The organism is Pseudoflavonifractor gallinarum (assembly GCF_014982855.1).
Taxonomy (GTDB): domain Bacteria; phylum Bacillota; class Clostridia; order Oscillospirales; family Oscillospiraceae; genus Pseudoflavonifractor_A; species Pseudoflavonifractor_A gallinarum.
This window is the reverse complement of sequence record NZ_JADCKF010000001.1, coordinates 186,892-203,081: the sequence shown is the minus strand read 5'-3', so window position 1 is coordinate 203,081 and position 16,190 is coordinate 186,892. Positions and strand designations below refer to the sequence as shown.

Below are 16,190 nucleotides of genomic sequence, written 5' to 3'. Positions count from 1 at the left end.
CCATTCCTTTCACCCACGGGGGTATGACCTTGGACGGACGCAACTCTGTCCCCATGCCGAAGGGTCTCAGAGGTTCTCCAAGCCTGTGCCCGCATCTTCCATCTGGAGGTGCATACAGGAGGCATATCCGGCGGTGTCTGTCACACCGGCGAATCAGCCCGCTCTCATGGGCGCGTATCCCACTGCATAGACTAGATGCACCCAGTCATGCCAATCAAAAGGAGGATAATGTAATGAAAAAGCTGATTCCCTTGTTCCTCGCCGGCGCTCTCATGGTGGGGATGTCCGCCTGCGGCGGCTCTTCGGCCGAGCCGTCCACTGCTCCCACAGGCGATTCCGGTGCTTCCGGCGGCTCTGAGTATGATGACATCAAGATTGCCGTCATGCTCTCCGGCCCTCCCACCGACGGCGGCTACTGCCAGCAGGGCGCCGACGGCGTACGTGCCATTCAGGAAAAATACGGTCTGGATGACAGCCAGGTCGCGATCATCGACTCGGTCACCACGGCCGACATGGCCCGCTCCGAGGCCGAGAACATGGCCGCTGAGGGCTACAAAGTCATCTTTGGTCAGGGCGGTGAGTTTGCCGAGTACTTCTCCGAAGTGGCTCCCGACTATCCTGACACCTGGTTCGTCACCAACGGTGGTTCCGTGGTGGGCGAAAATCAGTTCCCCATGTGCATGAGCACGGAGGAGGGCGGTTATGTCTGCGGCGTGATCGCTGGCATGATGACCAAGACCAATACGCTGGGCGTAATTGCCGGCAGTGACTGGCCCTCCTTTACCAAGCCCGGCGTGGGCTTTGCTCTGGGCGCCAAGAGCGTCAACCCCGATGTGACGGTCAAATCCGCCGTCCTCAGCGCCACCAACACCAACGAGGCCTATGAGACCGCGCTGAGCCAGATCCAGAGCGGTGCCGACTTCCTGTTCCCCAACGCCAACGAGGGTACCTCCGGTGCCATCAAGGCCGTGTCTGAGAACCCCGAGGTCTATGGCTTCGGCGTGTTCGGCGACTACATCTCCGGCGCCCCCAACCAGGTCATCGGCAACAGCCTGCCCGACGCCCCCGGCGCCTATGTGGCCGTGTTTGATGCCATCATGAACGGCGAGACCACGGGCGACATTATGTTCCTGGGCATGAAGGAAGGCGTCATCTCCTTCGAGTGGAACGAGGACCTGAAGGCCACCCTGCCCGAGGATGTGGTGGCTGCTGCGGAGCAGACCATCGAGGATATCAAGGCCGGCAAGATCGACATCCCCAACGAGTATGAGATCGGCGAGACCGGAACCGAGGTCTATTTCAACTAAATCACACCATCAAAATGGGCCCGTTTGGATGACCAAACGGGCCCATTTTACCGCCGTTTCCCTTGACGGCGGAATCCTTTTTGATTATGATAGTGGTATCGGAAAATTCTTCTGATGACCCCGCGCACTGATTCATTTTGAGGAGGATACCCACATGAAAAAGGCACTTTCTCTGCTCCTGTCCTGCTCTCTTCTCACAGCGGCTCTCTCCGGCTGTGGCGGCGGCGGGACCGAACCCACCCAGGCTGCTTCTGACGACCCCTCTACCTGGAAAGTCGGCGTCATGCTCTCCGGCTCTCCCACCGACGGCGGCTACTGCCAGCAGGGCGCCGACGGCGTGCGTGCCATTGAGGAGAAGTACGGCTGCCAGGTGGCCATCATCGACTCGGTCACCACGGCTGACGACGCCCGGGCCGAGGCCGAAAATATGGCTGCCGAGGGCTACAAGATCGTCTTTGGCCAGGGCGGCCAGTTTGCCGAGTACTTCTCCGAAGTGGCTCCCGACTACCCCGACACCTGGTTCATTACCAACGGCGGTGCCGTGACCGGTGAGAATCAGTTCCCCATGTGCATGAGCACCGAGGAGGGCGGCTATGTCTGCGGCGTTCTGGCCGGCCTGCTCACCCAGAGCGGCGTCATGGGCACCATCGTCAGCGGCGACTACCCCTCCTTTACCAAGCCCGGCGTGGGCTTTGCCCTGGGCGCCAAGAGCGTGGACCCCAACAACGTGGTCAAGTTCTCCGTCCTGAGCGCCTCCAACTCCAACGAGGCCTATGAGACCATCCAGAGCCAGATCCAGGGCGGCGCCGACGTGATCTTCCCCAATGCCGACGAGGGCAACAGCGGCGCCATCAAGGCCGTGTCTGAGTCCGAGGGTGTGTATGCCTTCGGCGTCTTTGGCGACTACATTTCCGGTGCTCCTGAGCAGGTGGCCGGCAACATGATGGTGGACGCCCCCGGCGCCTATGTGGCTGCGTTTGAGTCCGTCATGAACGGTGAGGCCTCCGGCGAGATCCAGTATCTCGGCATGAAGGAGGGCATTATCTCCTTCCAGTGGAACGAGGACTTCAAGGCCACCCTGCCTGAGGATGTGGTGGCTCAGGTCGAGCAGACCGTGGAAGACATCAAGGCCGGTAAGATCGATATCCCCAACGAGTACGACATCGGCGAGACCGGTATTACCGAGTATTTCAACTAAATTTCGCCCCTGAGAAGCGAACGGAACCGGCCCTGCCGCAGCTGCGGCAGGGCCGGTTTTTACGATGTCGGTTCCGCTTTCAGGCTGCCCGCCTCAATCTCCCCCTGAAAATACCGGGGGAGCTCCTGCAGCAGCATAGATGCGGCCGGGGAGTGGGGCCGGGTGCGGTGATGGATCAGATAGAACTGCCGGTCCAGCAGAGGACTATCGTAGTCGAAGGACAGGATACTGCCCATCTGTACATAGTCCGCCGCCGCCAGCCCAGACACAATGGAGATCCCCAGGCCGTTCTTGACCCCCTGCAAAATACTCTCCGTACTCTGAAGCTGGGCCGCCAGGGTCAGCTCCCGGGGATCGATCCCAATGCCCCGCAGGAATTCCTCGCTGCGCTTGCGGGTACCCGAGCCGGGCTCCCGCACCAGGAAGGGACTGGCACGCAGCACCTGTCCGGAAATGGTCCCGTCCAGTTCCCGGAATTCCGGCGTATTGGGCGTAACGATCACCATGCGCTCGGAAAAGAAGGGCGTACAGACGCATCCCGCCTTCTGTACCGGCGAGCCGATGATTCCCATCTCCGCGCCGTTTTCAAAGATGCGCTGGGCCACCTGGCTGCTGTCCCCCTGAAACACCTGGAAAAAGACCTTGGGATAGCGCTTGCGCAGATGGGGCAGAATGCGGGGCAGCAGGTACTGGGAGGGCACGGTGGAGGCCGCAATGGACAGGGCGCCCTGGATGTCGGAGGAGGCCGTCTTGACCTCCTGCTCCGCCCGCTCGCACAGGCCCAGGATCTGGTTGGCATAGCCGTAGAGGATATTGCCGGTTGCGGTAAGCTGGATCTCCTTGGTGGAGCGGACCACCAGCTTACTGCCCAATTCCCCCTCCAGTGCGCTGATGTGGGCGCTGATGGTGGGCTGGGTCAGGTAGAGGGCGTCGGCAGCCTTGGAAAAGCTTTTGAGGCGGGCCACCTGCACAAAGACCTCCAGTTGCTTGAGTTGCATAATGATCGTTCCTCTCTCTTCTTCTCGGGTTGTGGTTGCTATTTGCAGGAAACAGGGTTAGAATAGAACACGCTCTCCCCCGGAGAGCCATAACACAAGAAAGTGGGTGCGGAATATGTCGTCGGATGTAAGCAAGATCAAGTTGACCGAGATGACCTCAGCCGGTGGGTGAGGGGCCAAAATAGGACCGGGTGTCCTTGGAAAACTGCTCGCCGATCTGCCCCGCATCTATGATCCGAATCTGATGGTGGGGTTTGACTCCAGCGACGACGCGGCGGTCTACCGCGTCAACGATGAGACGGCCATGATCGCCACGGTGGATTTCTTCCCTCCCATTGTGGACGATCCCTTCCAGTTCGGTCAGGTGGCCGCCACCAATGCCCTGTCCGATGTGTGGGCCATGGGCGGCACGCCGAAAATCGCCATGAATCTGCTCACCTTCCCCAACTGCCTGCCTCTGGAGGTGGTGCAGGGCATCCTGGCCGGCGGATATGACAAGGTGATGGAGGCGGGTGCCGTCATCGTCGGCGGCCACAGCATTGAGGACAAGGAGCCCAAATACGGGCTGTGCGTGATGGGATTTGCCCATCCGGACGAGGTTCTCACCAATGACGGGGCCAAAGAGGGCGATATCCTTGTCCTCACCAAGCCCCTTGGTACCGGCATTCTCTCTACCGCCGCTAAGGCTGGGCTTCTCACCCAGGCGGAGTATGACGAGATGCTCGCGATCATGACCACCCTCAACAAAAAGGGACAGGAGGCCATGCTCCCCGTGCATCCCACCGCCTGTACCGACATCACCGGCTTCGGCCTGCTGGGCCACGTGCAGGAGATGGCCAAGGGATGCGGCCTGAGCTTTGAACTCTGGGCCGACGCGGTGCCCATCGTCCCCAAGGCTCTGGAGCTGGCGAAAGACGGCATCATCCCGGGCGGCGCCTACAACAACATGGGCTATCTGGCCGACGATGTGGTGGTGGAGCCCGGTGTGGCGCTGGAGCGGTCCGACGCCATGTACGATCCCCAGACGGCAGGCGGCCTGCTCATCACGGTGCCCGAATCCCGCTCCGGTGAGCTCCTCCAGCGTCTGAAGGACCTGGGCGTGCCCGGCGCTGCCATCGGTATGGTGAAAGCGCGCGGGGACAAGCTGGTACGTCTGCGTCCCGGCTATTGATTTTATGCTTCACGCGATAGAAAGACGGACTCCGGCTCAGCCGGGGTCCGTTTTTTTGCGCGGATCTCACAGGATGCTCCTCCCCATACTGTTCCCCCTCAGTATACACCTTCCGTTTGCACTTGGAAATATTTTATTTAAAAATAAAATAAATTATATTGTAATTATTCCACATGCTTCTTTATTGATTTTCTCAATATTACCACCATATTTATATCGTTGTTTTCAATTTCCATTCTGCGGAAAGGGCGGCTATAATAAACGAGTAAGTACGCATTGTGTGGCGTGCAAGGGTAAAGGAGGAACTTTTTATGTCAAAGCTGAAACAGCACGGCCTCATTATCGTGGCCGGCGCGGTGGTGGGCTTGATCGCCGCCATCCTCTCCTGGCAGGGGAATCCCTACAACATGGGCTTTTGTATTGCCTGCTTCCTGCGGGACATCGCCGGCGCTGTGGGACTCCACCGTGCAGAGACAGTTCAGTACATCCGGCCTGAGATCATCGGCCTGGTTCTGGGCGCCATGGGCATGGCCATGGTGGGGAAGGAATTCAACGTCCGCGGCGGTTCGTCCCCGGTCCTGCGCTTTGTGCTCGGTTTTTGTGTGATGGTGGGCGCCCTGATGTTCCTGGGCTGCCCCCTGCGTATGGTCCTGCGTCTGGGCGGCGGTGACCTGAATGCGGTGCTCGGCCTCATCGGCTTCGCTCTGGGCATTCTGGTGGGCACCTTCTTCCTGCGCGCCGGCTTCACCCTGAAGAAATCCACCCCCCAGCCCAAGGCCGAAGGCTTCGTGATGCCCCTGATCTCCCTGGGTCTGCTGGTGCTGCTGGTGCTCCGTCCCGCCTTCATCTTCTTCTCCTCGGAAGCTCCCGGCTCCAAGGCCGCTCCCATCGCCCTGGCCCTGATCGCCGGCCTCGTGGTGGGTGCTCTGGCCCAGAAGACCCGCCTGTGCATGGTGGGCGGCATCCGCGACGCCATCCTGTTCCAGGACTTCCACCTGCTGCTGGGCTTCATCGCCATCTTTGTGGCCGCCCTGGTGGGCAACCTGATCCTGGGCAATCCGGTCAACTTCTCGTTTACCGATCAGCCCGTGGCCTATAACGACGGCCTGTGGAACCTGCTGGGCATGGTCCTGGTGGGCTTCGGCTCGGTCCTGCTGGGCGGCTGCCCCCTGCGGCAGCTCATCCTCTCCGGCAGCGGCAACAGTGACTCCTCCGTGGCCGTTCTGGGCATGGTCGTGGGCGCCGCCTTCTGCCACAACTTCGGTCTGGCCTCTTCTGCCAAGGGTCCCACCGCCAATGGCCAGATCGCTGTGATCCTGGGTCTGATCGTGGTGGCCGCCATCGGCGCTGCCAACCTCAACCGCAAGAAAGCCTGATTTCGGAAAGGAGCATAGAACCATGAATGAACTGGACGCCCGGGGCTACTCCTGCCCCGAACCCGTTTTGATGACCAAGAAGGCCCTTCAGAAGGGCACCCCCCTCAAGGTGCTGGTGGACAGCATGACTCCCGTGCAGAACATCACCCGCTTCGCCTCCAACGCCGGCTATCAGGTGAGCCACCGGGCCGTGGGCGAGGACTTTGAGCTGACCATTACCAAGTAAGATGGAACAGATTGCCACCTTTCACACCCACTTCGGCGCCCTGACCTTTCAGAAGAAACTCCGGGCGCTGGGAGACAGCGCCGCCATGATGCCGGTGCCCCGGGCACTGTCCGCCTCCTGCGGCACCTGTGTCAAGTTCGGTATGGACTTTGACCCCGCCATGGCCGACGAGGACCTGGATGCGGTCTACGCCGTAGAGGGAAGCGGGAAGTACCGCCTGCTCTTCCAAAACGAAGAGGAATAAACAGCAAAAACCCCCGCCGTTCCCATTGGAACGGCGGGGGTTTTCCACATTTAGCACTCCCGCAGTGGATAACCGCAGGCGGTCACACACCGACGGGCCAGCACATCTAGGGCGTCCAGGTAGAATTCCGGCAGGCCGTGGAAGGTCCGGAAGACCGACAGCTCGGTACAGCCCAGCACCGCGCCGTCGCATCCCAGTTCCTCCCGCACGGCCCGGTCAATGGGGGCAAAGTCCTCCGGTGTACCTCGCCGGCCCCGCTTGATCTCATCGTAGATGATGGACATGACCCGGCGCTGGATCTCCTCCGGCAGCGGGGGACACTCGATCCCCAGCGCCTGGAGCTCCCGCTGATAGACACCGGTGCGCACCGTGCCGTCGGTGGCCAGAACGCCCACCCGGCGGCATCCCCGCCGGGCCAGCACAGCGGCCGATTCCCGGACCATGTGGAGCAGCTTCATGCCCCCCAGGTCCTCCTGGAGCCGGGCGGCAAAGTAGTGGGAGGTGTTGCAGGGAATGGCCAGAATGGAGCAGCCCGCCCCCTCCAGCACCCGGCCCCCGGACAGGAGGGCCTCATAGCACCGCTGGGCATCGCCGCCCAGAATGGCCCCGGTACGGTCGGGGATCCAGGTATCGTTGTAAATCAGCGTGGGGATATGGTCCTGGTCCCGGTCGGCGTCGGTATAGTCCACGATGCGCTGGCACAGCTCCAGCGTGGCCTGGGGGCCCATGCCGCCCAGGATACCCAGCTTCGGTCGGTCGTTTGCCATGGGCTCCTCCTCTCGGTCGGTCAGTTGGCTTTCTCCATGGAGCTGGCATAGCGCTTCTTGTAGCGCCACTGATCCCGGATGATGCGCAGCTTGTGGATCAGATTGCGGTCGGCCTTGTAAAAGAGGGGGTTGACCACCGCGTTTTGCTCTTCCAGGGCCTTCATCTCCCCGTGGAAGCGCTTGGGAATGTAGTCGTAGGCCACACTCTGGGGAATGACCCGCCACATATGGCGGTTCTTCGTGATGGTCAGCTCGCAGCTCTTGTGCTCGATGCGGTCCTCCACCAGATATTTGGCCAGGTTGTAGCCCGCGCCGGTGACATAGTAGTTGCTCCGTCCCTGGCGGGTATTGATCTCAAAGACCTTGAACTTGCCGTCCCGCTGGTCGTACTTCACATCGAAGTTGGAGAAGCCGGTATAGCCGATGGCCTCCAGGAAGGAGCGGAGCTTCTCGCACAGCTCTGGCTCGGGCTCGGTGATGATGACGGCGTGGTTGCCGATGCCGTGGCGGGTATGCTCCTCCAGGAGCACGTGGCCCACGCACATGAGACGCACCTTGCCGTCCTCGCCGGAGTAGTTGGTGACCACCCGCATGAAGCTGTCATCCCCGGGGATGAAGTCCTGAATGATGAGGGAGTCCTCATAGCCGTGCTCATAGATCTCGTCCAGCACCCGGTCTACCTCCTCCCGGGTCTGGAGGATATAGGCCTTCTTCTGGGTGTCAAAGGGATGGTCCCAGTAGGTGGCCGACTCGGCCGGCTTCACCACGAAGGGGCCGGAGAAGGGGAGGGTGAAGTCGTGCCCCATGCCCTTTTTGTAGACAAAGGTGGCGGGGTGGTCGATGCCGTGCTGATCGCACAGCTCGTAGAATTTCTCCTTGTGGATCAGGACCTCCATGGTGGCCAGATCGATATAGGGCGCAATGACATTTTCCGGGAAATGGGGCAGATTGCAGGCGATGGAGGTCAGATAGTTGTCTCCGCAGCCCAGCACGATGACCTTCCGGTCGGAGAACTCGGCGGCCACCTTCTTCACATTCTCCAGCACCACCTCCGGGGCGTCGTTGTTGGCGCACACCCGGTAGTCGATGATGTCGCTGCCTACGCAGGGGCCGGAGGGATACATCCCATAGGCCACGGTACGCACGCCGTAGGCCTCATGAAAGGCCCGGGCCATGCTGTACACATTGATATCCGCCCCCAGCAGAAGGGGCACAAAACGCTTTTCCATTGAACACGCCTCCACAGCGGAGGGAGCCCCTCCAACGGCGGGACTCCCTGGAATAATGATTGTATAACGGACTGGCTCAGCCCGTGGTACGCTTGACCTGATAGACCCCCTGGATCTGCCCCAGCTTGTTGATGACGCTGGTCAGCTCGTCCTGGTTCTTGACCTCCAGCAGAATGGAGGCAATGGCGTAGCCGTCGGGGGTGGCGTGGACGTTGAGTCCGTTCACCTTCACCTTGGCGGCGGAGAGGACCATGGCCACATCCAGGGTCAGGCCGTCCCGGTCCTTGGCCGAGATGTCCAGCGCGGTCTGGTAGGTGGTCTGATCTCCCGCCACCCAGGAGACCTTGACCCAGCGCCCGGCCTCCTCGGGCTTTCGCTTCTCCGGGGCGCAGTTGGGACAGTCGGAGCGGTGGACCGATACGCCGAAGCCCCGGGTGATAAAGCCCACCACCGGGTCCCCGGGCACGGGGGTACAGCACTTGGCAAACTTGACCAGACAGTTGTCCAGTCCCTCCACCACGATGCCGTTGGAGGAGCGCTTGGGGGTCTTGGCCGCGGCGGGCTCCTGCTTGGGCGGTGTGCTCCGGCCGGGCAGGATGACCGGGGTCTGCTCCGCCTGGAGGGCGGCGCTGCGCTCGGCCTGCACCCGGTTGAGGCGGCTGATCTCGTCTTTGATGCGCACCACCGCCTTCTGGGCGCTCATACCGCCGTAACCGATGGCGGCATAGAGTTCGTCCAGAGAGCCGAAGCGCACCTTCTTGAGGATGTGGGGGAGCATCTCCTCCGTGGTAATAGAGGCCAGAGAGATCCCCGCGTGCTTGAGCTCGGACTCGAAGGAGGCCCGGCCGGTGGCGATATTCTCCTCCCGGCGCTCCTTTTTGAACCACTGGCGGATCTTGTTGCGGGCCTCGTTGGATTTACACAGCTTCATCCAGTCACGGCTGGGGCCGTGGGCCGACTTGGAGGTGATGACCTCCACGATCTGGCCGTTCTGGAGCTGGGTATCAAAGGGCACCATGCGGCCGTTGACCTTGGCCCCTGTCATGTGGTTGCCCACCGCCGAGTGGATGGAGTAGGCAAAGTCAATGGGGGTGGCCCCGGCGGGCAGGTTGATGATGTCGCCGTTGGGAGTGAAGACGAAGACCTCGTCGGCAAAGAGGTCCACCCGCATGGAGCGCAGGAATTCCTCTGCGTCGGTGGTCTGCTGGGCCTCCAGGAGCTTGCGCACCCACTCGAAGGCCGACTCGCTGCCCAGATTCTGGTTGGCCATGCCCTGCTTGTACTTCCAGTGGGCGGCGATGCCGTACTCCGCTGTGTGGTGCATCTCCCAGGTGCGGATCTGCACCTCAAAGGGAAGGCCCTCCCGGCCGATGACGGTGGTGTGGAGGGACTGGTACATGTTGGGCTTGGGGGTGCCGATATAGTCCTTAAAGCGGCCCAGCACCGGCTTGAACATGTCGTGGATGCAGCCCAGCACATTGTAGCAGGAGGGGATGTCGTCCACGATGACCCGGAAGGCGTAGAGATCAAAGATCTCATCCATGGTCTTGTTCTGCCCGTACATCTTGCGGTAGATGGAGTAGGCGTGCTTGATGCGCCCGTAGACGGTGGCCTTGATCCCCTCCTCGGCCAGCCGCTCCTCGATCTTCCGCTGGATGGTGGCCATAAACTCCTCGTGGGCGGCGGCCCGGGTGGCCAGCTCGTCGCTGATCTCCTTGTAGCCCACCGGGTCCAGGTACTGGAGAGAGGTGTCCTCCAGCTCCCACTTGACCCGCTGCATGCCCAAGCGGTGGGCAATGGGGGCATAGATCTCCATGGTCTCCAGGGCCTTTTCCCGCTGCTTCTTGGGGGACTGGTACTGCATGGTACGCATGTTGTGCAGGCGGTCGCAGATCTTGATGAGGATGACCCGGATGTCCTTGGCCATGGCCATGAGCATCTTGCGCAGATTCTCCATCTGCTCCTCTTCCTTGGAGACATACTTGACCTGGGTCAGCTTGGTCACACCGTCCACCAGATCGGCCACGCTCTTGCCGAAGCGCTTGGCCACGTCGTCATAGGTGGCGTTGGTGTCCTCCACCGTATCGTGGAGGAGAGATGCGATGATGGAGTCGGTATCCAGCTCCAGCTCCGCGGCGATCTCGGCCACGGCCAGCGGATGGGTGATATAGGGGGATCCATCCTTGCGCATCTGCCCCGTGTGGGCATTGTCGGCATAGGAGAAGGCGTCATAGAGCCGCTTGGTATCCACCCCGGGGTTATAGGCTTTGATCTTATCCTCCAGCGCCTGATATCGCTCTAAAATAGGGTCCATACGATCACCACATTTCGTTGAGATGAGCGGCCCTCAGCCGCTCATCAGCTGTCGGAGCCGTTGCAGAATGGCGGACTGCTCCAGATCCACCTTTCCCTCCACCTTCTGGAGGGCGATCCGGAAGCAGCCGGCGTGTTGTTCCAGGGAAATCAGCCCCCGCTCGTCAAAGACCTCCAGGCACACCAGGGTGCGGGGCAGGGGGGCATGGCGTCCGAAATCCCGGGACAGGTTCCGGGTCAGACGGCGGGGCGTCTCCTCCAGCTCTGCGCCGCCGGAGCGGACCTTCAGGTAGCGCCAGAGGGTGACGAACTCCTCCCGGCTGGGCAGGAGAAAGGCGGCCTCCTGTGGGCTCAGATCTTCCCCCCGGGCAAAGCGCTCATAGAGGGCCTGTTCACTCTGGGCCCGGGTCATCCCGGGACGCAGATCCGTGATCTGGAGCTGCACCGAGCGCCAGCCCCGGTACTCGTTGATCTGGGGACAGAAGGCGATATCCACCCGGTCCCCGGGCCGCACCCCCGCCTCGGCGGCGGTGACGGCAAAAAAGATGGCGTCAAAGGGCTTTCCGCCCGCCAGGAGGCGGAGCTTGAGGTGGCGTCCGCCGCCCACCTCATTGAGGGAGGAGACCGTACAGCCCCCCAGGAAAAAGACCGGCTTCTCATTTCCCGCGCCATAGGGCTCCAGGATGTCCAGTGCCTCCACCTGTTCCTGGGTGAGGATCGAGGGGTCTGGAATATCCGCGTCAATCTCCAGCTCGGAGGTCATTTCCTCTCCGCCGGTGCGCAGACGGACCAGCTCGTTCATCCGGCGGCGGAAGGCCGGGATCTGTTCCTCCCGGATGGTAAAGCCGGCGGCCAGCTCATGCCCGCCGAAGCCCTCCAGCAGCTCGGCACAGGACTCCAGTGCGGCAAAGAGGTTGAACCCGCCGAAGGACCGGCAGGAGCCCTTTCCGTGCCCGTCCTGAAGGCAGATCATGAAGGTGGGGCAGGAGTACTTCTCTGAAAGGCGGGAGGCCACAATGCCCACCACGCCCTGGTGCCACCCCTCTCCGGCCAAGACCAGAGCGCTGCGCTCCTCCGGCGGCGCGCTCTCGGCCAGGCGGGCACACTGGGCAAAGATATCCGCCTCAATGGACTGCCGCTCCCGGTTGAGGCTGCACAGCTCCTTGGCCAGCTCCTCGCCCCGCACCGGGTCGGCGGTCAGGAGCAGCTCGGCCGCCACCCGGGCGCATCCCATCCGCCCGGCGGCGTTGATGCGGGGGGCCAGGGTGTATCCGATGGCCATGGAGGTCAGGGGCTTTTCGCTCAGTCCCGCCTCCCGCAGCAGGGCGGCCAGCCCGGGGCGGCGGGTATGGCGGAGGGAAGAGAGTCCCATCTGTACGATGGAGCGGTTCTCTCCGGTCAGGAGCATCACATCGGCCACCGTGCCGATGGCGGCCAGGTCGGCATACTGCCGCAGGAGCGTGGGCCGCTCCTCCATCTCTCCCAGGGCCAGCACCAGCTTGAGGGCAACCCCCACGCCGGCCAGGGACTTGAAGGGATAGGGACAGTCGCCCCGCCGGGGGTCCACCACCGCGAGAGCGGCGGGCAGTTCCTCCTTGCACTCGTGATGGTCGGTAATGACCAGATCCATGCCCAGCTCCGCGGCGTGGCGAGCCTCCTCCACCGCGGTGATCCCGCAGTCCACGGTAATGATCAGGGTGACTCCCTGGGCGTGGAGGGTGTCCACGGCTGCACAGCTGAGTCCATAGCCCTCCTCCATCCGGTCGGGGATATAGGGCACCACATCCGCCCCCCGGCTGCGCAGAAAACTGGTGAGGAGGCAGGTGGAGGTAATGCCGTCCACGTCATAGTCTCCGTAGACAGCCAGCAACTCTCCCTGCTCTACCGCGCGCCGGATGCGCTCCACTGCCCGGTCCATGTCCCGGAGCAGGAGGGGGTCCTCCAGGCGCTCTGGTCCGCCCGCCAGAAACTCCCTGGCCTTCTCGGGCGTGTCAATGCCACGGGCCGAGAGGACCAGGGCGGGAAGAGCCGGGATGCCCGCCTCCTCCAGGGCCGCCCGGCCCGTTCCGTCTCCGGCGGGGCGCTTCCACTGCTGATATTTCATTGGCTTCGCCCTCCTTTCCGGTAAGACGGTAAAAATTACCCTTTATTATATCAAATATACCCCAAAAATACAAGTCAACGGCGTCTTTCATCCTGCCAAAGCAGAAGGCTTCCCGCCCAGCAGAAGACCGCCCCCAGCAGAAAACCTCCGGGCAGCCACTGTTCGGCTGTCCAGCCCAGGACCGGGGCCAGTAAAACCCCGGTACATTCCAGCACCATGGCATTGCAGGAGAGCCGGGCAGCCCGTCCACCGGGGCTCACCCGCTCATTCTGCACCGCAAGGGCCAGGGGCGCTGCACAGGAGCGCAGGGCAGCCAGCAGGGGGATACCCAGGGCGGAGACGGCCGGCGCGGTGGTGACGGCCAGCAGCAGACAGACTGCGCCCCCCACCGTAATCAGCCGCCGGCAGACCCGCTCCGGCCCGCCCGGCCCCACCATCCGGTGGGCCAGAGCGCCGCTCAGCCCGGCCCCGGCACTCAGGGCCGCCAGGACTCCAAAGGCCCCCTCTGCAATCCCACAGCGCCCGTACTGGAGCTGGCTGAAAAAGGTGACTGCCGCCTGGGCCGTCTGATCGAAGAGGGCCACACCCAGCAAAAAGGCCAGCATCCTCCGGCTCTCCCGCAGCATCTCGCCCAGGGGCGGGCGGGGTTCCCGGGCCTGCTCCTCGGCCCGCTGTCCCTCCGGCTCCCGCAGCAGTAAGGTGACCCCTAGGGCCAGGGTATAGCTCCCCACGGTCAGCAGCGCGGAGAGGCGGTAATCCCCGCCCAGCAGGGGCCAGGCCAGGGAGGCCAGCAGCAATCCCGCCACCTGCACGCCCTGCCAGCGGGCAAAGGCCCGGCGGTGCTCTTCCGGGTCCCGGCAGCAGGCATAGAGATAGGCCGTGTCACAGCCGCTCAGCCCGGCCTGGGCAAAGGAAAGCAGCAGCCGTTCCGCCAAAAAGCCCCATACCGTCTCAGCCCGCCAGAACACCACCTTGGAGAGGGCCAGCACGCCGAAGCACAGTACCATGGACCGCCGGTGCCCGATCCGGTCAGCCCAGCGGCCCCAGGGCACTTCCAGCCCCAGCATGACCAGCAGGGAGATCCCCTCAATGACCTGCATCTGGGTGAGGGTCACCCCCGCTTGCAGGCGGTAGAGGGTGGCGATGGGGTTATAAAATACCATGCCCTGGAGGGCATAGGCCAAAAAAAGAAGCGTCCGGTTTCGTCTGTTCCGTTCCAATACCGATTCCTCCTGATCCGGATGTTTTACACATGCCAAAGCACGCCCTCCCATGGGAGGGCGCCTCCGGTATCCGATCAGTTGGCATCAGATGGGACGGTACATGGCGATTCCGCGCTCCTTTTTTTCATAATCTTTTAAATCGTTTCCTTCGCCCGGCAGGCAAGATGCAGGCGCAGGGGAACCAGCAGCCGTGCCGTACAGGGGGGCAGGGCCGCCTCCATGGTGCGGGCACCGGGGGCGGGGAAGACCTCTCCGGTGAGCAGATCCTTCATAGGACCGGAAAGAGGCAGGGAGGCCGGTTCTGCTCCGGCGTTCAGAGCCACCAGCATGCTCTCCTCCTCCCAGGTACGCCGGAAAGCCAGCACCGGTCCGTCGGCCTCCACATAGGAAATATCTCCCTTTCGCAGGGCCTGGGACCAGCTGCGGATGCAGCCCAGAGCGGTGAACCAGCTCACCAGCTCACTGTCCTCCCGTCCCCAGGGGAAGGTACGGCGGTTGAAGGGATCTTCAAAGCCCTCCATCCCGGCCTCATCCCCGTAATACAGGGTGGGGGAGCCCGGGAAGGCGTAGAGCAGCACCGCACCCAGCTTGAGCCGGGCCTTGCCCCGGGCATACTCCTCTTCGCTCATGCGGAAGTCGGCCCGCCAGGATTTGGGGTACTCCGTGCAGGGGGAGCCTACCCCCAGCAGGGTAAGGATGCGGGGGGTATCGTGGGTCCCCAGGGCATTCATGGCGGAATAGTAGGCGGTGGACGGATAATTGGCCCGTAACCCCTCCATGGTCTCCCGGAACCAGCGGGCGTCCCCGCCCAGCAGATAGGAGATGGCCGCGTTGCGGAAGGGATAGTTCATCAGACCGTCGCAGTGTCCCCCCAGAATGTGCTTGCGCCGCACCCCGTAGGCGATCTTGTTGGAGCCGTCCTCCCACACCTCGCCGATGACCACCGCGTCCTTCTTGGCCTCGCGGGCGGCGGTGTGAAGGGCGTGGACAAAGGAGTCGGGCAGCTCGTCGGCCACGTCCAGCCGCCAGCCGTCCGCCCCGGCCCGCAGCCAACGCTTGACGATGCTGTTTTCCCCCCGGATGATATAGTCGAGATAGGTGCTCTCGCTCTCATTGACCGCCGGGAGGGAGTAGATCCCCCACCAGGAGTCGTACCGGTCGGGCCAGTGGGTGAAATGATACCAGGGATAATAGGGGCTCTCCGTGGACTGGGCCGCACCGGGCACCTCTGAGGGGTAGGAGCCGTCCCCGTTGAAATAGCGGCTGATATAGCCCGTGTGGTTGAACACACCGTCCAGCATAATGCGCATCCCCAGGTGGTGGGCCTCCTCACACAGGAGGCGGAACTGGGCCTCGTCCCCCAGCATGGGGTCAATCTTCTCATAGTCGCCAGTGCCGTAGCGGTGGTTTTCCACCCCCTCAAAGATGGGGCAGAAGTAGATGGTCTCCACCCCCAGACGCCGCAGATAGGTCAGCTTCTCCCGGACCCCGGCGAGGCTCCCGCCGAAAAAGTCCCGGTTGCGGATCTCTCCGTGCTCATCGGGAAGGTAGACCGGCTCCTCCTCCCAGCTCTGATGGACGGTACGTCCGCCCACCATGCCGGTCGGGTCGGGAATGGCGCGCCGGCGGAAGCGGTCGGGAAAGATCTGGTAGGTGAGCCCCTCTCCAAACCACCCGGGGACCGTCTCAGAGTCGTCATAGACGGTGAGCTGATACTTGCCCAGCTCCGCACTGCGTCCGTCCAATCCCTCCAGGCGCAGGGTATACCAGACCAGCCCCACGTATTCCCCTGTCTCCAGCGTGCCGGTGAAGACATCCCGGGCGCCCTCGATCCCATGCCAGAGCAAGATGCGCTCCACCACGGCATTGTCCCGGCTCTCAAACCGGGCGGTGAGGATCACGCGGGAGTATCCCCCCGCCCGGGGCGGGCGGACGGTAAAGCGTACCTGGGTCCCCGCCGGGACCGCGCCGTAGGGAAACTTACTCTCCGGGTCCCGGGGGTCGAAGATAAAGGGGTTCGTCATGGGCATTCCT

The 16,190-nt window shown here is 62.7% G+C and carries 13 protein-coding genes; 6 read left to right on the top strand and 7 right to left on the bottom strand.

What is annotated here, in order from left to right; genetic code table 11:
• Positions 1-233: 233 nt before the first annotated feature.
• Complete coding sequence (locus INF37_RS00930) at positions 234-1,307, top strand: BMP family lipoprotein (RefSeq protein ID WP_193535844.1); 1,074 nt, start codon at positions 234-236, stop codon at positions 1,305-1,307.
• Between the two features lie 154 nt (positions 1,308-1,461).
• Positions 1,462-2,505: a BMP family lipoprotein gene (locus INF37_RS00925; RefSeq protein ID WP_193535842.1), complete on the top strand. Its 1,044-nt coding sequence runs from the start codon at positions 1,462-1,464 to the stop codon at positions 2,503-2,505.
• Positions 2,506-2,564: 59 nt separating this feature from the next.
• On the opposite strand, the gene INF37_RS00920 is transcribed toward INF37_RS00925, so the two are convergent.
• On the bottom strand, positions 2,565-3,503 hold the full coding sequence (locus INF37_RS00920; RefSeq protein WP_193535840.1) for a selenium metabolism-associated LysR family transcriptional regulator: 939 nt from the start codon (positions 3,501-3,503) through the stop codon (positions 2,565-2,567).
• Positions 3,504-3,618: 115 nt separating this feature from the next.
• Here INF37_RS00920 and selD point away from each other — a divergent pair, with 115 nt between their 5' ends.
• From selD to INF37_RS00900, 4 genes are all read left to right on the top strand, one after another.
• Entirely contained in the window at positions 3,619-4,674 is a 1,056-nt protein-coding gene (selD, locus tag INF37_RS00915) for a selenide, water dikinase SelD (protein WP_101692403.1), read from the top strand.
• Between the two features lie 311 nt (positions 4,675-4,985).
• A complete protein-coding gene (gene yedE / locus INF37_RS00910; protein ID WP_101692404.1) occupies positions 4,986-6,050 on the top strand; it encodes a YedE family putative selenium transporter in 1,065 nt (354 codons plus the stop codon).
• Positions 6,051-6,072: 22 nt separating this feature from the next.
• A complete protein-coding gene (locus INF37_RS00905) occupies positions 6,073-6,276 on the top strand; it encodes a sulfurtransferase TusA family protein (protein ID WP_101692405.1) in 204 nt (67 codons plus the stop codon).
• Position 6,277: 1 nt separating this feature from the next.
• Positions 6,278-6,520 carry a DUF3343 domain-containing protein gene (locus tag INF37_RS00900; protein ID WP_101692406.1) on the top strand — a complete coding sequence of 81 codons (243 nt, stop codon included), beginning with the start codon at positions 6,278-6,280 and terminating at the stop codon, positions 6,518-6,520.
• 50 nt (positions 6,521-6,570) lie between these two features.
• On the opposite strand, the gene cuyB is transcribed toward INF37_RS00900, so the two are convergent.
• The 6 genes from cuyB to INF37_RS00870 all read right to left on the bottom strand — a co-directional run bounded on the left by cuyB (position 6,571) and on the right by INF37_RS00870 (position 16,180).
• Entirely contained in the window at positions 6,571-7,287 is a 717-nt protein-coding gene (gene cuyB, locus INF37_RS00895) for a cysteate racemase (RefSeq protein WP_193535838.1), read from the bottom strand.
• A gap of 20 nt (positions 7,288-7,307) precedes the next feature.
• The gene (locus INF37_RS00890) at positions 7,308-8,516 is read right to left on the bottom strand and encodes a carboxylate--amine ligase (protein WP_193535836.1); all 1,209 of its coding nucleotides are present in this window, start codon (positions 8,514-8,516) and stop codon (positions 7,308-7,310) included.
• A gap of 76 nt (positions 8,517-8,592) precedes the next feature.
• Positions 8,593-10,830 carry a RelA/SpoT family protein gene (locus INF37_RS00885; RefSeq protein WP_193535834.1) on the bottom strand — a complete coding sequence of 746 codons (2,238 nt, stop codon included), beginning with the start codon at positions 10,828-10,830 and terminating at the stop codon, positions 8,593-8,595.
• A 33-nt stretch (positions 10,831-10,863) separates the two neighbouring features.
• The gene (gene recJ / locus INF37_RS00880) at positions 10,864-12,933 is read right to left on the bottom strand and encodes a single-stranded-DNA-specific exonuclease RecJ (RefSeq protein WP_193535832.1); all 2,070 of its coding nucleotides are present in this window, start codon (positions 12,931-12,933) and stop codon (positions 10,864-10,866) included.
• A gap of 74 nt (positions 12,934-13,007) precedes the next feature.
• A complete protein-coding gene (locus INF37_RS00875) occupies positions 13,008-14,153 on the bottom strand; it encodes an MFS transporter (RefSeq protein ID WP_193535831.1) in 1,146 nt (381 codons plus the stop codon).
• A gap of 137 nt (positions 14,154-14,290) precedes the next feature.
• Positions 14,291-16,180, bottom strand: a complete 1,890-nt coding sequence (locus tag INF37_RS00870; RefSeq protein WP_193535829.1) for a glycoside hydrolase family 13 protein — start codon at positions 16,178-16,180, stop codon at positions 14,291-14,293.
• Positions 16,181-16,190 lie beyond the last annotated feature (10 nt).